At 43.6% G+C, this 19641-nt stretch carries 19 protein-coding genes; 12 read left to right on the top strand and 7 right to left on the bottom strand.

The features are described 5' to 3' along the window. The first annotated feature begins 9 nt into the window (after positions 1 to 9). The 11 genes from G9F75_RS17230 (at position 10) to G9F75_RS17180 (ending at position 10038) form a co-directional block, all read left to right on the top strand. On the top strand, positions 10 to 1029 hold the full coding sequence (locus tag G9F75_RS17230) for a zinc-binding alcohol dehydrogenase family protein (RefSeq protein ID WP_021493410.1): 1020 nt from the start codon (positions 10 to 12) through the stop codon (positions 1027 to 1029). A 13-nt stretch (positions 1030 to 1042) separates the two neighbouring features. Next, positions 1043 to 1678 (top strand): bifunctional 2-keto-4-hydroxyglutarate aldolase/2-keto-3-deoxy-6-phosphogluconate aldolase, encoded by a 636-nt coding sequence (locus G9F75_RS17225; RefSeq protein WP_012117658.1) that lies wholly within the window; start codon positions 1043 to 1045, stop codon positions 1676 to 1678. A 1-nt stretch (position 1679) separates the two neighbouring features. Beyond that, a complete protein-coding gene (gene uxuA / locus G9F75_RS17220; RefSeq protein WP_014418029.1) occupies positions 1680 to 2756 on the top strand; it encodes a mannonate dehydratase in 1077 nt (358 codons plus the stop codon). Then, positions 2753 to 3589 carry an SDR family oxidoreductase gene (locus tag G9F75_RS17215; RefSeq protein WP_061890632.1) on the top strand — a complete coding sequence of 279 codons (837 nt, stop codon included), beginning with the start codon at positions 2753 to 2755 and terminating at the stop codon, positions 3587 to 3589. The genes uxuA and G9F75_RS17215 overlap by 4 nt, the downstream gene beginning before the upstream one ends. An 83-nt stretch (positions 3590 to 3672) precedes the next feature. Next, entirely contained in the window at positions 3673 to 4674 is a 1002-nt protein-coding gene (locus G9F75_RS17210) for a substrate-binding domain-containing protein (protein WP_061890633.1), read from the top strand. A gap of 76 nt (positions 4675 to 4750) precedes the next feature. Beyond that, positions 4751 to 6022 (top strand): MFS transporter, encoded by a 1272-nt coding sequence (locus G9F75_RS17205; protein ID WP_053285108.1) that lies wholly within the window; start codon positions 4751 to 4753, stop codon positions 6020 to 6022. 118 nt (positions 6023 to 6140) lie between these two features. Further along, positions 6141 to 6956, top strand: coding sequence for a hypothetical protein (locus G9F75_RS17200; RefSeq protein ID WP_022553278.1), 816 nt, complete (start codon positions 6141 to 6143; stop codon positions 6954 to 6956). Continuing rightward, positions 6953 to 7561, top strand: a complete 609-nt coding sequence (locus G9F75_RS17195) for a DUF4166 domain-containing protein (RefSeq protein WP_095060125.1) — start codon at positions 6953 to 6955, stop codon at positions 7559 to 7561. Before G9F75_RS17200 ends, G9F75_RS17195 begins: the two co-directional genes overlap by 4 nt. Continuing rightward, entirely contained in the window at positions 7555 to 9183 is a 1629-nt protein-coding gene (locus tag G9F75_RS17190) for a YndJ family protein (RefSeq protein WP_160216875.1), read from the top strand. The genes G9F75_RS17195 and G9F75_RS17190 overlap by 7 nt, the downstream gene beginning before the upstream one ends. A gap of 181 nt (positions 9184 to 9364) precedes the next feature. Beyond that, positions 9365 to 9628, top strand: a complete 264-nt coding sequence (locus G9F75_RS17185; RefSeq protein WP_014418036.1) for an MFS transporter — start codon at positions 9365 to 9367, stop codon at positions 9626 to 9628. A 140-nt stretch (positions 9629 to 9768) separates the two neighbouring features. Next, positions 9769 to 10038 carry a hypothetical protein gene (locus tag G9F75_RS17180; protein ID WP_014418037.1) on the top strand — a complete coding sequence of 90 codons (270 nt, stop codon included), beginning with the start codon at positions 9769 to 9771 and terminating at the stop codon, positions 10036 to 10038. A 296-nt stretch (positions 10039 to 10334) separates the two neighbouring features. Here G9F75_RS17180 and thsB read toward each other — a convergent pair whose 3' ends face one another. From thsB to G9F75_RS17165, 3 genes are all read right to left on the bottom strand, one after another. Further along, positions 10335 to 10907 carry a Thoeris anti-phage system ThsA activator ThsB gene (thsB, locus tag G9F75_RS17175; RefSeq protein ID WP_014418038.1) on the bottom strand — a complete coding sequence of 191 codons (573 nt, stop codon included), beginning with the start codon at positions 10905 to 10907 and terminating at the stop codon, positions 10335 to 10337. Next, positions 10897 to 11790 carry a Thoeris anti-phage system NAD(+) hydrolase ThsA gene (gene thsA / locus G9F75_RS17170; protein WP_014418039.1) on the bottom strand — a complete coding sequence of 298 codons (894 nt, stop codon included), beginning with the start codon at positions 11788 to 11790 and terminating at the stop codon, positions 10897 to 10899. Before thsA ends, thsB begins: the two co-directional genes overlap by 11 nt. 296 nt (positions 11791 to 12086) lie before the next feature. Beyond that, positions 12087 to 13592, bottom strand: a complete 1506-nt coding sequence (locus tag G9F75_RS17165; RefSeq protein WP_167409259.1) for a cellulase family glycosylhydrolase — start codon at positions 13590 to 13592, stop codon at positions 12087 to 12089. 463 nt (positions 13593 to 14055) lie between these two features. On the opposite strand from G9F75_RS17165, the gene G9F75_RS17160 reads away from it, so the two are divergent. Beyond that, on the top strand, positions 14056 to 14367 hold the full coding sequence (locus G9F75_RS17160; RefSeq protein WP_017417895.1) for a magnetosome magnetite crystal formation protein family: 312 nt from the start codon (positions 14056 to 14058) through the stop codon (positions 14365 to 14367). A 50-nt stretch (positions 14368 to 14417) separates the two neighbouring features. Here the strand turns inward: G9F75_RS17160 and G9F75_RS17155 are convergent, their stop codons facing one another. From G9F75_RS17155 to G9F75_RS17140, 4 genes are all read right to left on the bottom strand, one after another. Beyond that, entirely contained in the window at positions 14418 to 15818 is a 1401-nt protein-coding gene (locus tag G9F75_RS17155; RefSeq protein WP_154817700.1) for a sensor histidine kinase, read from the bottom strand. 2 nt (positions 15819 to 15820) lie between these two features. Then, positions 15821 to 16528 carry a response regulator transcription factor gene (locus G9F75_RS17150; protein ID WP_103526844.1) on the bottom strand — a complete coding sequence of 236 codons (708 nt, stop codon included), beginning with the start codon at positions 16526 to 16528 and terminating at the stop codon, positions 15821 to 15823. 143 nt (positions 16529 to 16671) lie between these two features. After that, the gene (gene xynC / locus G9F75_RS17145) at positions 16672 to 17943 is read right to left on the bottom strand and encodes a glucuronoarabinoxylan endo-1,4-beta-xylanase XynC (RefSeq protein ID WP_022553272.1); all 1272 of its coding nucleotides are present in this window, start codon (positions 17941 to 17943) and stop codon (positions 16672 to 16674) included. 61 nt (positions 17944 to 18004) lie between these two features. Next, on the bottom strand, positions 18005 to 19543 hold the full coding sequence (locus G9F75_RS17140) for a glycoside hydrolase family 43 protein (RefSeq protein WP_061862631.1): 1539 nt from the start codon (positions 19541 to 19543) through the stop codon (positions 18005 to 18007). Positions 19544 to 19641 lie beyond the last annotated feature (98 nt).

Genomic DNA, 19641 nt, shown 5'->3' with positions numbered 1-19641 from the left:
GGTGAGAAAATGAAAGCGGTTCTAGTACGGAAAGCTTTTGATCTGGTGGTGACGGAATGTGAGAAACCGTCTGTTGTCCACGCGGATGATGTTCTTGTCAAGGTGAAGCGGGTCGGAATTTGCGGATCAGATTTGCATATTTATCATGGGACAAATCCGTTAGCGTCCCTGCCGAGAGTAATCGGACATGAAGTCACAGGGGAAGTCGCAAAGACCGGTTCTCATGTCCGGCGTTTTAAGCCGGGTGACCGCGTAGTGATTGAACCGATATCTTATTGCGGAACATGCTATGCCTGCCGGAAAGGACGTCCGAACGTCTGCAAAGCGCTTTCGGTGTTCGGCGTTCATGAAGATGGCGGGATGCGGGAATATACCGTGCTTCCGGAAAAGCAGCTGCATGTCGTTTCGCCCGATCTGCCCTGGGAGGAAGCGGTCATGGCAGAACCATATACGATCGGCGCCCAGGCCGTTTGGAGAGGCAGAGTCGAGAAGGAAGATACCGTTTTGATTCAGGGGGCGGGGCCGATCGGAATCTGCATATTAAAAATGGCAAAGCTCAAAGGCGCTTCCGTCATGATAACCGACTTGAATGATGAACGCTTGGCATTCGCTGAAAAAAACGGTGCGGACGTTACCGTCAACGCGCAAAAAGAAGATCCCGTTTTGCGGGTGAACGAATGGACCAAAAATGAAGGCGCCAATGCCGTCATTGATGCCGTCTGTCTCCCCTCAACGTTTGAAACGTCCATTGACGCGGTTTCTCCGGCCGGTCATGTGGTTGTGCTTGGTTTTGATGAGAGGACTGCCGGCATTTCTCAGCTTCCGATCACAAAAAAGGAAGTCACGATAACCGGTTCAAGATTGCAGACGAATCAGTTTCCGTACATTACAGACTTACTGAATAAAGGCCTGTTAACGCACGGCGGTCTTATTACACATACATTTTCAGCAGATGACGTCCATCAAGCATTTCAGTTGATCGAACAGCACCCGGGCAAGGTGGGAAAAGCAATCATTACGTTTGATTAAAGGAGGAGCGAGAATGCTGCCTAAGTACGCTATTTACGAAAAACTTCTGCATGCACAAGTGGTGGCTGTCATAAGGGGACAAAACAGCCAAGAGGCGCTTGAGGTTTCAAAAGCGGCCATTTCAGGAGGTATCAGCGCCATTGAGCTTACATACACAACTCCTGAAGTGGAAGATGTCTTTAAGGAACTCCGGCATCAAGATATTCTTCTTGGAGCCGGCTCTGTAATGGATACAGAAACGGCGAGACACGCCATTTTATCAGGCGCCTCATTTATCGTCAGCTCTCATTTTGTAAAAGAGATAGCATCTCTATGCAACCAGTACAGCGTACCGTATCTTCCGGGATGCATGAGCGTGTCTGATATGGCTTTGGCGCTCGAAGCCGGATGTGATGTGGTAAAGCTGTTCCCCGCTAATTCGTTTGACCCTTCATTTATCAAGTCGGTCAACGGTCCTCTGCCGAATGTCCGCATTATGCCGACCGGGGGTATCTCATTAAACAGCATGAATGACTGGCTCTCTGCCGGAGCGGTCGCGGTGGGTGTGGGAAGCGACTTGACAAAAGCATATCAAAAGGGCGGCTATGAAGCTGCCGTATCCCTCAGCAAAGAATACGTCTGCCGAAAAAACGAATATACGGGGGTGTAACATGAATATCACGTTTCGCTGGTATGGCCAAGGTAATGATACGGTGACTCTTGAACATGTCAGACAAATTCCCGGGGTCAAAGGCATCGTCTGGGCTCTTCACCAGAAGCCCGCGGGCGAAGTATGGGAAAAGGAGGACATTGAAGCGGAAGTCAGAGTCATTCAATCCTATGGGTTTCATGCAGAGGTCGTGGAAAGCGTGAATGTTCATGAAGCCATTAAACTCGGTCATGAAGAACGCGGACAATATATTGAGCACTATAAACAGACCATTCGCAATCTGTCCGAATTCGGTGTGAAAGTCATCTGTTACAATTTCATGCCGATATTTGACTGGACGCGTACCGATATGTTCCGCGCGCTGGAGGATGGGTCAACCGCACTGTTTTTTGAAAAAGCGAAAGTGGAAAGTCTATCTCCGGAGGAACTGATCCGCACGGTTGAAGAATCTTCTGATTTGACGCTTCCCGGGTGGGAGCCGGAGAAAATGGCCCGGATCAAGGAACTGTTTGAGGCCTATCAAACGGTTGATGAAAAACAGCTTTGGGCCAATCTTGAGTTCTTTTTACATGAAATTCTTCCTGTAGCGGAGGAACACGGCATTCAAATGGCCATTCATCCGGATGATCCGCCCTGGTCAATTTTTGGCCTGCCCCGTATTATCACCGGTGAGAAAAGTTATGAAAAGCTGCGAGAGATTTCACATTCACCCGCCAACTGTATTACGTTATGCACGGGTTCGATGGGAGCGGATCCCGCCAATGATATGGTGAAGATCGCCAAACACTATGCGGGAGCTGCGCCGTTTGCCCATATACGAAATGTGAAAATCTGCGATAACGGTGATTTTACGGAAACTTCGCATCTTACCAGTGATGGGTCCATTGATATTACCGGTGTGGTAAAAGAATTGCACGGCCAAGACTATAAAGGATATGTACGGCCTGATCACGGCCGTCATATCTGGGGCGAACAATGCCGGCCGGGTTATGGTTTATATGATCGCGCCTTAGGAATTATGTACTTGAACGGACTGTGGGATGCGTTCTCGTCTCATGAGAAAGGGGTGAAGAGATGAGACCGATTCATGAATGTTTATCAGGAAGAACCGCTGTCATAACAGGCGGGAGCGGTGTTCTCTGTTCAGCAATGGCAAAGGAGCTTTCACGGCAGGGGATGAAAATTGCGATCGTCAGCCGGAATGCTGATAAAGCAGAGCGTGCGGCGGGCGAGATTGCTGACGCTGGAGGAACCGCGGTTTCTGTACCGGCTGATGTTTCAGCCCGTGATTCGCTCGAAAAGGCAAAAGATGAGATTATCAGCCGGTTCGGTTCTGTCAATCTTTTAATTAACGGAGCCGGGGGAAATCACCCTGATGCGATCACTGCCAGTGAGACGTATGAAGAGGATGAGCAGGGCACATCATTTTTTGATATGGACGAAACGGGGTTTTCCAGCGTATTTTCAACCAACTTTACCGGTGCATTTCTGGCATCGCAAGTGTTTGGAAAAGACCTTTTGAAGGCGGAATGTCCCGCGATTATTAATATTTCTTCTATGAGTGCGTATACACCGATGACAAAGGTGCCTGCCTACAGCGCGGCCAAGGCGGCGATTCAGAATTTTACGATGTGGATGGCTGTTCATTTCGCAAAAAAAGGGATGCGGGTGAATGCCATCGCTCCGGGTTTCTTTTTGACAGCGCAAAACCGTGAGTTGTTATTACAGGATGATGGAAGTCTGACAGACCGATCCAATAAGATTATGGCACATACACCGATGAAACGTTTCGGGAAACCGGAAGACCTTCTGGGAACGCTCCTGTGGCTTTCGGATGATTCATGCTCGGGCTTTGTCACCGGGGTCACCGTTCCCGTCGACGGAGGTTTTATGGCTTATTCCGGAGTGTGACAGAATCCATGTCCCTGTCAGATTGTAAACCATTTACTTCTGACTTATACTAGTGAAAAATGAAGACAGACGGGGATGAGTCTATGAAAACCATTACAATTTCTGATGTGGCGAAATATGCAAACGTATCTAAAAGCACCGTATCTCAATTTTTAAATCAGCGCTATGACTATATGAGCGAGAAAACGAAACAAAAAATAGAAGCGGCCATTCAAGAGCTGAACTATCAGCCGAATTTCGTCGCCCGCAGCTTAAAACAGAAATCAACATTTACAGTAGGTGTGGTGGTTGCTAATATTCTTCACACCTTTTCCACTCAGGTCATCAGGGCGGTGGAAGACTATTTTCATGAACAAGGATTTCATATTATTGTCTGCAATGCGGATGATAAACCGGAAAAAGAAAAGAAATATATTGAAATGCTGCGGGCCAAGCAGGTGGACGGAATTATTATTTTTCCGACGGGCGAAAATCTCTCTTTATATGAAAAGATGAAACGCGATACGTTTCCGGTCGTGTTTATGGACAGAACCATTGAAGAACTCGGGATTCCGACAGTGATGCTTGATAATCATCATGCAGCCGGTCTTGCCGTTGACCGGTTTATCGAAAGCGGCATAAAGAGAATCGCGATTATTACGACGTCCATTATTCGGGAAATCAGTCCGAGGGTAGAAAGGATTGAAGGGTATAAGAAGGCGCTTGACCGCCACGGAATGATAGTGCGGAACGAATATATCAAAACAGCCGATGCGGCTGATATTTCCAATGTTTTGTCAGAGCTGTTCTCACTTGAAGAGCCTCCGAAAGCGATATTGGCGGCAAACGATATCGTTCTTGTTGAGGTGCTGAAGTATATGAAGGAGCATGATATGACAATTCCGGATAAGGCAGCCGTCATCGGAATTGATGAAGTTCCTTTTGCGGGTTTTTTTACTCCTCCGATTACGACGATCGTTCAGCCTGCGGCAGAAATGGCGCGAAAAGCGGGAAGCCTTCTTCTTCGCCAGATACAAGAAAAAGATGGCGGTGAAAAACGGATTCACCGCTATAAACCGGCGCTGCTCGCAAGGCAATCCGGATAACCGGTTTCATTGCATAAACCGGTTTACTCCGGCAATTTTAATATCTGAATATTATGAAATAAGAGGGAGGGATTTTATGTTCTCAAAGGATAGATTCCCTATTATTCTTCTTTTATTTTCAGCCGGGGTGATTAACTATTTAGACCGCTCAGCGCTGTCTATTGCAGCGCCGTTCATACAGCAGGATCTCACATTGTCGGCAACCCAAATGGGGCTGATTTTCAGCAGTTTCTCTGTCGGATACGCTGTGTTTAACTTTCTCGGCGGTGTTGCATCTGACCGGTACGGGGCTAAATTGACATTGTGTACGGCGATGATCGTTTGGTCTCTTTTCAGCGGAGCGGTTGCGCTTGCTTTCGGATTTGTAAGTCTTTTGATTATCCGTGTTTTATTCGGTATGGGGGAGGGGCCGCTGTCGGCTGCCATAAGCAAAATGGTCAACAATTGGTTTCCTCCGTCTCAGCGCGCCACGGTCATCGGCCTGACAAACAGCGGAACGCCGCTCGGCGGAGCGATCTCCGGCCCGATTGTCGGGATGATTGCTGTGGCGTTCAGCTGGAAAGTTTCCTTTGTCCTGATCATGATCATCGGTTTAGTCTGGGCGCTCATCTGGTTTAAATTTGTCAAAGAACGGCCGGCGCCGACGGAAGACGCCCCGGCAATGAAAGCAGCGATTCAATCGCATGAGCAGCATATCCCGATGACCTTTTATTTGAAACAAAAAACGGTTCTCTTCACGGCTTTTGCCTTTTTCGCCTACAACTACATTTTATTTTTCTTCTTAACATGGTTTCCGAGCTATCTGGTGAAAGAACGCGGTTTAAGTGTTGAATTTATGAGCGTGGTGACTGTTATTCCCTGGATTCTTGGATTTATCGGTTTGGCGGCAGGCGGAATGATTTCTGATTATGTATTCAAAAAAACCGCCGGAAAAGGGGTTTTGTTCTCACGGAAAGTCATTCTTGTCACTTGTCTGTTCGCTTCCGCTGTACTGATCGGATTTGCCGGACTTGTTACCACTACCGTAAGTGCCGTTATTCTCGTTGCTTTATCAGTCTTCTTTTTATATATAACGGGCTCTATCTATTGGGCGGTCATTCATGATGTGGTTGATCAAAGGAATGTCGGGTCAGTCGGCGGCTTTATGCATTTTCTTGCAAACACGGCCGGTATTATCGGGCCTGCTTTAACCGGCTTTATCGCGGACAAAAGCGGATCATTCTCGGGGGCGTTTTTGCTTGCAGGCGGATTAGCCGTTTTGGCCTCGGCTGCGGTAATCCGTTTCGTGCGTCCGATTATCATTCAAACCGCTTCTGAAGATAAAAAAGACACGATACCTTATTCATAAGTCATCAAAGTCACTGAGGCTGTCCTGCCGATAACGGGATGGCCTTTTCGTTCTGCCGCTTGATCTGTTCCTATGATAATATAGGAATTGTTTACAAAAGAAGGGAAGAAGAGGGGGCATGAAACAGAAGCCGATATATGTCGAAATCTATATTGCATCTGATATAGAAACGCTTTGGGAATATACGCAAACCCCGCATCTTCATAAGGAATGGGATCTGCGTTTTTCTGACATTACATATCTTCATAGGCTGCCAGATGAACCGCAGAGATTTCTATATGAAACACGAATCGGTTTTGGGCTGAAGGTATGCGGCACGGGCGAATCAATAGGTGACATAAGGCCTCGCTCGTCAGAAAGAGTGTCTTCGCTCGCTTTTGCCTCTGATCATCCGCTGTCACTTATAAAAGAAGGCAGGGGCTACTGGAAGTATATAGAGCGGGATAACGGACAAACCGCATTTTTGACTCAATATCAATATGAAACGGCCCGCGGTCTGCCGGGAAGTTGGATAGACCGGTTTTTATTTCGTCCTCTGCTAAGCTGGGCTACCGCATGGAGCTTTGATGCGTTGCGGCTTTGGATAGAACAAAACAGACATCCGAAGATATCAGTCCGTTTCGGGTTTGTCTATGTCTGTATGTGTCTCGTATTCAGTATGTATTGGTTTTTTCAAGGCTTTCATGATGGCTGTGCCGATGCAGAGATCGTGAGGGGAGCGCTGGAGACAGGGTTAGGGGTATTATGGCTGCTTCCCATGCGGAGAAAGTGGCTGATTCACACCGGGCAGTCAGTCTTCTTTTGTGTAACGGCACTGCTATATTCCGGCGGCGGATTCGTGATCTCATTAGGAGTGCTTACGATAGCCGGCATGATTCTTAAGCTCAAGCTGCCGAGCGCCTGGCATACAAAGCGAAAGAGAGAAGTGAAATGACGGATTCAATGTATGAAAAAACGATTACTCATTATCAATCACTGCACCCGATGCTGCAGAAACGGTACAGATTTGACGGATCACGCACGTTTTGCGGAGAAGGCGTTATGTCAGAAATAAAGGGAGGTTCTTTTCTTGTCAGAATGCTTTTAAAGACAGGTGTTTTTTTCAGATGTTTTTTCTCAGAGAGGGGAAACGATATCCCTTTCACTATCGAAAACAAAAACAGGCAAAATGGCGTGGAATGGAATCGTACCTTTTTCTTTAAAGGCAAAACGCGTTTTTTTGATGCGGTCATGGAATATGATGAGCGGGAAAACAGAATTCTTGATTACTTCGGCAAACCTCACATCCTACTGTCTGAACTGCATTTAGAAGCGTCTTCAGAAGGAGGGCTTGTTATTACATCCGGAAGGCAGTGGCTCCTGATAGGCGGAAAGAAAATCCCGCTTCCGGCATGGCTGTGCGGCAGTTCAACCGTTTATGAGGCTTATGATGAGGAAATGAATTGCTTCAGCATAAAGGTTCATGTGAAAAATCGGATACTCGGCACGCTTTTCTCTTACCGGGGGACTTTCCGGGAAACAGAGGGAGAAACATGCTGAAGCGTCATCTCATGGTAAGCGTGATTTGCTTTTTGGGATTTGCGGCGGCTGAAGCTCCGCATATATCAGCTGCTGAGACGTTTGTTTTATTTTCCGTACTTTTTTTCGTTCCCGCTGTATTCGATTTTGCTTTTCGGCCGTCAAAGGCCTTAGAGAATGTGTTGTTACGGAGTTATCCTGTTGCCGCTATATGTGCGGCGCTTGCGCTTGTCACAGACTTCAGTTTTTTTGCCTTTGTGTGGCTCATTTATACGCTTGGGCTGGCACTGTATGCTGTCCGGCGGCTGATGAAAACAAATATTCACAGAACAGAAGAGATGTCTGTTATGGCAGGTTTCATTTATTTGGCGGGGGGCGGATTCTGGTTCTTCGCATATGTCCTTGAGATTCCCGTCATGAATTTCGGCCCGCTTATCGTTCTGCTGACGGCGGTGCACTTTCACTATTCCGCTTTTCTCATTCCGATCTTTAACGGATTGCTCGGCAGGATCATACGGGAGAAACGCGAACTTTACCGGTGGAGCACGGTCATTATTTTGATTTCGCCGATCCTTATTGCCTTGGGGATTACATTTTCAAAGACACTTGATGTGATTGCTGTCGCTCTGTATCTGGCGGGTCTGTATGTAAATGCATATCTCGTCTTTAAGGCGCCGTTTGTTACGAAAACAGGCAGGATCTTGATCAGGAGTTCTTCGGCTGTGTTAATGATCACAATTGCTTTTTCTTTGATATATTCGTACGGTGTCTACCGCGAGGAGGCAACGCTCACGATCAGCCAGATGATTTGGATTCACGGGGCCGTCAATGCATTCGGCGTTATCCTGCCGGCTTTGGCGGGGTGGAGGTTGGAAAATCCGAGACCGTTTGATGAGGGCAGTGATAGAACGTTCAGCCGTATTTACGGGAAGAGAACGATAGGCAAAGAATTTTTGACTGATATTCATGCAGCAAATGACATCCATTATACCGGCCTTCTGAATCAGATGAGAGAACTGCATTCTGAAGACTTTTCAATTGAAAAACTGGCGCCGGCCGTTATTTCCTTTTATGAAGAGACAATTGATTATGACATCATGGCAAAAGTGACGTGGAGCAGATGGTTTCGTCCGTTCGCGCGCGTGTACGAGCCGTTCAGCAGAAGAGCGGGGCAGATTCACCTGTCCATGAATCCGGATTGGTATATTATGCACAGTGATATCATAGGCGTTGACTCTGACAAAGACGGCAGAAAAAATGTCCGTGCGTGGATCAGAACAAATGAAAAGCAGAAAACCGTTTTTACTGCGCTGTATTCAGAGTACAGGGCAAAAGGGGAAGGATACATGAATATATCTCTCCCGCTGCCGTACGGCCAAATGACGGGCATTTTAAAACCTTATGCGCGTAAGCAGAATCTTGTTTTGACAAGCAGACGGCGAAAAAGCGGAGCGGGTGATGAAGGGATTTATCTGCAGACGAAATGGGGGGCGTGTCATCTTCCGCTGGCAGAGACATTTCTTATTTCAGCCCAGAGCGAAACAAGCCTGAAGGCCGTTCATCATATGTGGCTGTTCGGACTGAAATTTTTAACTGTGCATTATCGGATCACTCACGCTTCCGCAGGTAACCGAAGCAAATAACAAGCTGCAGAGCCGTCTGTTCATCAGGCGGCTTTTTCTCATCTGCATGGGTTATATTCACCATTTTATTTGCGAGCTATTTTGCGGCGGATGACACGAAAGGAGTCATCCGCTGGATCTCATTTATTCTCGTGTTAGCTCAGCTGTCAGGGATGGGCATGAGCGGTTATGTTGTCAGTGAATGAGGATGGGACGCAGCCTCGGTCTTGCCAGTCTTTGCCTGTCTTTCATGATTCGCGAAATGAAAACGACCGCAAAGATACCTGTTACATTGAGCGGTATGGTGAAGGCAGCCGGGCATATGTCCTTGCTGAAAATCTCGTTTTTATCCATTTTAGCCCATGACATGATTTTTACGAAAATGTTTGGCTTCACAACGGCATATGCGCTGCGTATAGGTGTCAGTGAGAAAGAAATCAGCTTGTTGTATGTGGGGATCGGATAAAATTCATGACAATATATGTTTAGTGAAAATAAGTATCCTATCTACAAAATATGACAAATTCCCTTTGTACAAGATGGTAAAATCAGATTACCTGCTAAGTGAGAAAGCAGCAGGCAATAAATCATAAGGGGGCAATATTAATGTTAAAAAGTAAAATTAAAAAAATAGCCGGTGCGGCTGTAATTGCTGGAGCATTATTAGTTTCTGTGTCGCCAGCAAAAGCAGAAACTCTTCCGGGATTGATCTGGGTCATGGACAAATATACTGACGCTTTTAAATTCGACATGTTTATTAAAAACGGAAATGAAAAATGGGTTTATGTTTACACAAGATTATCCGATGGCAAAGTTGATGTGGAAGAAGTAAAGTGTGAAACAATTTATAAAGATCGATGCTATGTAAAGCAGTAAGAAATAAATACAAATCGTAATACATCCTATTTTTTTAATTCTGTCTCACCAACTAAGTATACTTAAGATAACGAGACAGAATTTTCATTAAAGATTTAACTTCCTAGAATATATATTATGTAAACTAGATAAAATGAAATTCATATCCAATAATCTATCTTCATCATTTTAATACCAAAACCTCTACCTCCTCAATAAATTAAATTGGTCATAGAGGTTTTTGAATTAATGAGCTACCATGAGGACGAAACTGAAAATCTATTCTTTCTCTTTAAATTATATTCACCCATAATAGATTAACATGGATAAAAATAAACCGAACCTGCAGAAATCTTTGAATTAATCATAAAATCTTTGTTCTCTAAAGCTTTTTTAATTTGGTCTTTTTTATAAGGAATATGAATAGTTGGTACCTTTAGCATAGAGTCTTTAAAAACAGGGACTCGACTCCATAAATTCACCACTTCTGATCTGAAAACCTTTGTAGTGCAGTCGATGATGTCACTCTTTTCGGAAAGTTCAGGGTATACAACGATAACTGGTAGCCCCTTCACATTAATACCGTAATCAATTTCTTCTCGCAAAGCTTTGCTGTTTTCAGTATGCTTACTTAAAAAAAAGATTATATTTTTTGATTGATCTAATCTTTTTCTTAATCTTGGCTTTAATGTTTTCTCCCAATCACTACCGTCCCGTACATTGTATGTTTTATCGTGGGAGTCATTAAATGGGTAGTTATTATCTTTTCCTTTCCATGCTCTTAACATGTTATACGACACAAAATCCTTGGTTGCATTAGCCCCTAAACTACTTTCACTAAACGGTTCACTGACATAGAAAGCAGCATAATTTCCATTCCTATAACCCATTCTTCTCAAACTCCTTTAACTTATAAAAATTGATCTTCTTGTGATCATTTTTGTACAAAAGAATTGTAACTTTGGCTGGTTCTCTAAACTTTACTTTACTGATCTGAAATGTCCACAACATTATATGTAATAGTTCATTGACTCCAACATCAGAATCCACATGTCTTGTTATTCCAGAACCTAATAAGGGGATAAACACTTCTTTGCTTGCATGTAATGTATTGATTTCATTCCATACATTAAGCATGCAGCTTGCATATTCATTTAGTTTTAATTGGGCACGATTTTCCCTATCAAACTTCGAAAAAGCAACTAGAAAAAAATCCATATCTTTAAAGACTGATCCCAAGCTGTAACGTGTTGTTTTTCCTCCAAAAGGTCTTTCAACATTTTTTTCTTCAATTTTAAGTTTTACGTCATCTTTAATTTTCTGATCCAACTCAGTGATATCTTGATGTGAATAATAACGCTTTATATATTGACCATTTAATGTTTCGCGGGCGATTATTACGTCATCTACTTGAGTGTCAAAATACTCATTAAATGCAATGACTTTATAATTATTTCTTGGCACTTCAAAAATATCACCTTTTTTAATTTCAACTTCGGAACCATTGAGATTAAGAGTGATATTATTCATAAAAAGTAGTCTAATGAATTGAACAATTATTATGACTAGCGACAACCCTACTAATATAAGTAAAATAATTAATCTACAACGAGCATCCAAGTCTAGAAATGAAATGAATGTACTCACACTAGTTGGAATAGTCAGAATTATACTCAGAGCCCACCTTCTAAATGTCTTATCTCTTATTAATTCTTTAAACTTCCACATAAAACCTCCAATGTTAGTATTGCGATCACTACCTATTATATTCATATTTTCAATTTATTACAATGAAAATATGAATATAGAACCATGACATAAATCTTGTGTAATGATTATGTCTTATCTAATAATGAAGAGCGCCTTTGACTAGGCCCTCTTCAGTATTAGATTTAAATTGAACATCTGTTCAGTGAATCACATCTACTCCTTGGCTTTCTTGAGATTGCTAACAACATTTGTACAGGCCCATATACTGTTTCAGAGTTTCATCCGCCACGTAAACCTCCTTGTATTGCTGTTAAGATGATAAAAGCGGACATCGTTGCTGATGTCCGCCTAAAGCTTAACTAATTGGGTTCTGTTCCCCAAATCAGTTTTCCTTGATGATATAATGTGATTTTTTTCGTTGTTTTAAACGTATTTGATTGGAAAAAGGAATAATCGCCGCTTTGTGCATAATTGCTCCAGTCATCATTGTGAAGACGAAGCTGAATATTCCCTGTGCTTGCTCCCGGTGACAGCGTTCCTGTTTTAAACCCCAGTTCCAGATAGGTATCTGCACCTTGCTTAGGTTTATGCAGCGTCACAAATTTGTGGGTCAGATTGCCGCATCCAATCTGCGCGTAGTCACAGTCAAAGTCAAAGTTTTGGCCTTTGTTTTTCACGTTATACCAGTAACGGGCAGTGACATCTTTTAAATCCACCGTCGCATCGCCGTTATTTTTTATGTGAAGCTGCGGGCGGATTTGATTGCTGTTCACACGCCCATCCCCTGCTTTGTATTGTACAGAAATACCTTTTTCCTGTGTGGGGTTATCTTGTGCTGGCGTTTCAGGGCCGTCCTTCGTCGAACCTTTGGTACCGCGAATGTTTTCTCTTGCGAATGTTCCTGAAGCAGTTAAATCTGTCAGCGGCCAGCCGCCTGTTTTAGATGCTCCCGGCTTTAAAGCCGAGGATGATTCCTGCTTATCAGAAAGATTCCAGTTCACCCAGCTGATGTTCTTGCTGTCGAGATAATTCAGCCATTCCCGCGATTGGTCAAGGAATACACCGCCATTTCCAGACGCATCGCTTGTTCCCCATTCCGTCACGAAAATAGGCGCTCCTTTACTGAGTGCATAGTTTGCTTTATCCCGTAAAGATTGGCCGTGTGTGCCGGCATAAAAATGAAGCGCGTACATGACGTTTGCATCTTTTAGCTGATCATCTGCAGCATCATTCACATCCTGGCTCCATGTACCGGTTCCGACAATGATGATGTTGTCTGGATCATTTTTGCGGATAACGGAAATCACTTCTTCTGCATACGGTTTAATATCACGCTTCCAGTTCACGTCACCGTTTGGTTCGTTTGCAATTTCATAAATGACGTTTGGCGTGTTTCCGTAAAGACTTGACATCTCCTTGAAAAATTCTTTTGCCTTCTCTTTATTTTGGTTTGGGTTGCCGTCATTTAAGATATGCCAGTCAATGATGACATATATCCCAAGTTCTTTTGCCGCTTCAACCGCTTCTTTTACTTTATTTTTCACGGACGGGTTGTCAATATAACCGCCATCTGCCGTATACATTGCCGCGCGGAAAACGGTGATGCCCCAATCGTCTCTCAGCCATTTTAAGCTGTCTTTATTGACGAAATCGCCATACCATTGCAATCCATGTGAACTGATCCCTTTCAACTGTACCGCTTTACCGTCTCGGTTTACGAGTTGTGTACCTTTTATGCTAAGCTGACCATTCTTGGCTACTGGCGTTTTTGTCCCTGCTGCAGATGCCGGCGAAACCGGCAAGCCGCCCATTGTCAATACCGCAATCAATAAACACATAATAAAAATAGAAATTGACCGTTTCATATCTGATCTTTTCCTCCTTCGCATCATTTATGCTCTTCACTTCTTATGAGCTCGAACTCATTGTAAAAATCTTTCTCATGATTGTCTATCAACCTAATTTCTTGTTTTTGGCAGATGTAAAAGCCTGTCAATTTGCTCTATCTCTATTGAATAAGACATACCTGACACATATAGAACAAAGAAAACCGGACTGAACCGGGACTTTACACGTCATTTTTCAATCGAATCGGAAAATTAAATGTATTTCCACCGTAGACACGCTGAATGTGATGAGTCTCAATATGGCATTGAATCTTATGATTGCTGTAAGAAGACGAGCCCTTGCCCGTCCTTGTTAATGTAAGGTTGATGTAAGGTTCGGATTAATACGGGTTAAGGTTGGAGTTGTACAATAAGATTGTACTTCAGTGAGGGATTCAGCCAGAAGAATTCCCCCTTCAATAAATCATAGAGGTGAAAAGGTTTGAGAGAAAATAAAATTTTGTCTTCATTATGTTACTTCAGTATATTTTTTGCGCCGTTTCTGTTTCCGATTATCGTCTATTTCTTAGGACAGGACGATGTGAAATATCATGCGAAAAAATCTTTGTGGACGCATCTGATTCCTTATTTGATTTTTGGAATTGGCATCATCGCTTCAGGTTTACTTGGTATGAATGACATCAGGCACGCCGGGCCTTTCCTGCTTGCGACGTATGCTGTTACATTCCTTGTGGCGATCTATTTTTTCATTTGGAACATTGTCAAAGGAATCAAAGTATTTTCGGAGCAATAGGAAAAAACGGTTCTGTTATTAATCAGCAGAACCGTTTTTTTGTATAGTCATTATGATAATTGTATATCTATCGTTGTCCCTTCTCCCGCGGTGCTGTGAATGGTGATGTCCCCTCCGTGCTTTTGGATAATATCCTTTGCTATGGCCATTCCAAGACCAGAGCCTGCATGCGTCGTTCCTGTATTTGTCCCCCTGTAATAGCGATCAAACACTTTTTCCAGCTCCTCTTCTTCTATCCCTTTGCCATTGTCCTTAATTGTCACATGAGTCCGTTCTTTTTGTTCAAGCCGTACAACGATCTTCACATCAGGATCATTGTGAACGAGGGCATTTAAAATGAGATTCGTGACCGCTCTCCGAATCAATATCGCATCAAGATTCAGCATCAGCTTTTCCAGGTTCGTTTGAAGCTCAATGGACTTATCCGCATATCTAGAATCGTTTAACATATCAATTAACGTTTCCCGCAGCAGCGATACAAGGTTTACCCGCTCTGTATGTAACATCACATCGTTGTTTTTCAGCCTTGTCGTTAAATTTAAATCTTCCATCACATCTTTCATATAGAGGGATTTACTCTCAATGATCTGGGCGTACTCTCTGATCTGTTCGACTGTTAGATGATAATTTGGATCTTGGATGATTTCTGCATAGCCTTGAATAGATGCTAATGGTGTTTTAATGTCATGAGAAATATGACTGATCCACTCTTCACGCATTTGCTCTAATTTATCTTTTTCTTTTTTGCTTGAAGATAGTTGTTCCGATAAATGATTGACATTATAGAAGACATCTTTATAAATGCCTTTGGATTTCATTTTGATCGTATAATCTCCATTAGCTAACCGCTGGATTCCTTGAATGACACGGCCGAGCGGTTTTGTGAGCTGCCGGCTGAATAGATAGCCGATGAGTAACGCGATCAATGCATCTATTGATAATAATATGATGGTCCCTGCATTGAACTTCGTCACAAATTCCTTGGTATCATATGAGAGGACATATTTTCCGAGAGAGGGATTTTTAAACCCTATAAAGTAACTGTACTCCTTGCCGTTTACTTTTTTTCCGCCGGCGTAAATGGTTGATAATAATTGTTCATCCTTATATTTATGTAAATTTACAATTTCAATAGGCGTATATTTTTCCTTCAGTCCTTTAGGTTCTCTATCATGATAAACATCCTGTCCGTTTTCATCTAATATTTGAATCCATGCATTCTGCTCTTTTAAAGCTTTTTGGCCCTCTTTGTTTACTGTGATACCATTGTTCGATAACGTGACATATTGTCGGAATGATCTTGTGAAAGTTTCCGGTGTACTTTCTTCGTTATGTTGGCTGTTCGCCTGGAAAACGAGCCAAAACATAAAAATAAATAAATTAATGAAGACTGTAATGATGGTCACGATAATGACAGAGACCATATATCTGCCTGTTAATCGCCAATTCATCCTTACGCATCCTTTACAACAAATTTGTAGCCTAACCCTTTCACAGTGACGAGAAAGTCTGGTTTTGATGGGGTGTTTTCTATTTTCTCACGGAGCCTGCGTATATGAACCATCACCGTGTTGTCAGAACCGAAGAAATCTTCTCCCCATACAGCTTGATAGAGTGTTTCTTTACTGATCACCCGATTGGGATGCTGCAGAAAATAGGTCATAAGCATAAGTTCTTTAGGTGTTAACTCAATAGCCGCTTCATTTTTGGTGAGCTCAGCTTGTTGTTGGTTTAATTCAAATGGCCCTTTTTTTATTACGGTTCCGGTTTGAGAAGGCTGTAAGTAAGAGACCCGTCTCAGCTGCGCTTTGACCCGATATGCAACTTCCTTAGGGCTGAAGGGTTTTGTAATGTAGTCGTCCCCGCCGATGGCAAGTCCTACAATTTTATCCGTTTCCTCCCCCTTTGCAGACAAAAAGATAATAGGAACGTGTGAAATGTCTCTTATTTGCTTGCAGATATCATAGCCTTCACCGTCTGGCAGCATGATATCCAATATCACAAGATCGGGATTTTCTTGATGAAATTGAGCCAATCCGTCACGGGCAGTCGAAGCGGTCACTACGCGATCAATGCCTTCTCTTATTAATACGGTTTTGATCAGTTCCAAAATTTCTTTTTCATCGTCTATGATTAATACTTTGCTGTGAAGCCGTGACATATATTGATCACTCCTTGAAGTCATTGTCATTATTATACCCAATGTCCGTGTATCGTTAAAAAAATCAACACTTCTCTCCCACAGAAAATAAGCCAATTTTCTTTTTCGAGTAAGAAAATTGGCTTATTGCAATGCTGATGCCTTTAACGCTTTACAACAAATGTTGTCACGCTTTGAGCCGGAAGATGGGCCCAAAAATGATTGTCCGTTACTTTGAGATCCGTTCCAGGTTGAAGATTGCTGCTGCTGCTCGTGATCCATCTGGATACTTGCGAAGCAGTTCCATTCTGCAGTACAAAGTTTTGGTTGACCCCTGTGTTATTTTTATTAATGGCAACAATCACGACTTTATTGTCTCCTTTATAGGCTGACACGTAAACATTCGGTTCAGGATTTTTCGTTGCATCAATCCTTACATAGCCAGGGCGCACAAATTTTGAGAAATGAGCCATATTGTATCCGCGTTTGCTGATCATCCCATCTTCTTTCATAGGGCCGTATGATCTGCGGATGTACCACCACACATAAGCTTGAAAATCTCCCTCTACCATTGAATGATGAATATGCTCTGAAACACCTAAAGCTTCAGGCCAGCGATCCGCTGAATTGTTGTCACTATTCGGATAGTATACCTCCGTCATCCATAGCTCTTTCCCTCCTCCTTTTTGTTTGAAAAGAGGATAAGGGAATTGGCTGACCTGAGTGCCGTACAGGTGGGTTCCGAGGATATCCATATTCCTAAGCGCCTGCGGATCGTTCAAAATGGGGTCCGATATATTTTTCAGGTATTGAAATGATTCTGGCGCAATCACACGGGCATTAATCGAACCGGCATTCTCTCTCATGAAACGCAGGATTTCTTGGGGCGTCCACCATGTCCATTCGTGAGCGTAATCAGGTTCGTTTTGCATAGAAATCGCATACAGATTCACACCATTACTCTTCATGAAATTAACGAAATCGTTAAGGTGCTGCGCGTATGCGGCGTACTTATCGTATCTCAGCCGCTTAGCTGATGTGTCACCATTATGATTGAAAGTCTCAACCATATCGTTTGGCGGATTCCAAGGGGAAGCAAAAACGATTGCTCCATGTTTGATCGCACTCTTTGCAGTCTCCACTTCCTTGTACCAATTGTTTCTATTTTCATCTACATGAATTCTTAAGATCGAAAAACCTAACTGATTCTGTCCATTGCCAAAAGCGGTCTCCCGTTGGGCTGCAGTCAAGTCTCCAATCCAAGCCGGGTGGTTCATTCCTCCAAAACCGCGAATCACTTGTCTTTCTGCAGATATATTAACTGTTGCATCACTTGCTGCTGAAACTTCAGTAACTCCCGGTCCTAAGAGCATGACGGACAGCATTGTGAAACATACCAATAATACACAAATTGTTTTTTTTACGCTCGACATCATTTTTCCCTCTCCTTCATATGTCGTTTATGGACATAGAAAACGTACCTTTGTCTCCCTTTGCTTATCTTTGTGTAAACTGCCAGTAATCAACATTAAACAAGTTTCCTGTACCAGTTCCGGTAAATACAAAGAATACGTTGTGAACACCGGATGCGCCGCTTACCGCAGTTTCTATTTCTCTCCAGGATTGCGTTCCGCCTGTCGAAGGGACATTCAAGGTTCCGACAAGCTTACCGTTTGCACTGTCTAGCCGCACTTCTATTTTTCCGCCAAGAGCGGACGCTACATTTGCTTTGAACGTCTTGGCACCGCCTGACCCGAAGTCTGCATTTCCAACAGCAATCCAGTCTCCGTTATGAATGTTTGTGACATGTTGATTATTGACCGGCCCGCCGGGTGCTGAGGATGCCTCTGTCAAAATCCGTCCGTTCCAGGCAAACGTTTCCGCTTCTACCCGGTGATACGGATTCAAGTTGGATAGCTGTTTGACACCTGCAAAATTTGCCGCTACCTCTTGCAGGGAGCCATCTGGATTATGCACAAGCTTATTAATATGGGGAGAACGGTATCCTTTGCCGGCCCCGTAAAGAGCGGAGCTGACAGTTTGAGTATGATACACCACATACCACTCGTTTTTAAAATTGAAAACAGCATGGTGATTGTTCCCGCCGCCTCCGAAAAATGCTCCCGGATTTTTCAGAAAGTGCCCTCTATACGAAAAAGAATCCATAGGACTTGAGCTGGTCATATAGCCGATCTCACCTGGAGGTTTATCGGCCGGGTGAGCGCCCCCGAAATTGATACAATAGGAATAGTAATATTTTCCGTTATACTTATGCATTCCCGAATCTTCAAACATAAAAGGCGCATCAATGGTCGATGCACTTCCGGCAACACTGGTCATATCAGGCCCTAATTTCATGACTCTTGCTGTTTTAGGATTGGCCCATTGCCCCTGTGCGGGATTTGAACCGCCCGGAACGCCTCCGCCGGCATATAGGTAACCGGTACCGTCATCATCTACGAATACTGCCGGATCAAAAAGCCATACAACACCGGACATTCCTGGCGTATTTGGCGTTACCAGCGCTTTTCCGATCGGATCTGTCCATGGGCCGGTCGGGCTGTCTGCGGTGAGAACCCCGATACCTCCGCCGCCGTTTGCGAAATAAAGGAAAAATTTATCCTTACCATTGATCTTTTTCACCGCGGCTGACGGGGCCCATGATGCTCCTGCCCATTTGGCAATCCCCCGGCCGCCATTCGCCCCATTGGCACCCGCTGCGGGGATCGCTCCGTGATCTGTCCAGTTCACCATATCCGCTGAAGATATGACGGATATTTTATTCAAATTGGCAAATGAATTATCCTTAATCGTGCCGTCGCTATTATATTCATAGTCATCGCTTGACATATAGATATAGACTCTTCCGTTATAGGTCAGCGCAAACGGATCTGCGCCCAGATGATGGTCGATAAGCGGATTTGAATTCCCGGCATGTTTTGCAATTGGAGTGCTTACCGCATTCGCATATTCCCCAGGTAAACAGCTCAATAATAAAGCAAGAATCAATAAACATACGCTGCACTTTTTCATCAGCTTAACATCCTCCTGTTTCCGCATATTAGGTTTTTAAAAAATATGATAACAACAGGTCATGAAGAATGTGTAAAATGAATGATTTTTAGAGTGAAAAC

The sequence above is a fragment of the Bacillus sp. EKM208B genome (assembly GCF_011800725.1).
Taxonomy (GTDB): Bacteria; Bacillota; Bacilli; order Bacillales; family Bacillaceae; genus Bacillus; species Bacillus velezensis.
The sequence above is the reverse complement of the archived record's forward strand: the minus strand, read 5'-3'. Positions and strand labels throughout refer to the sequence as shown.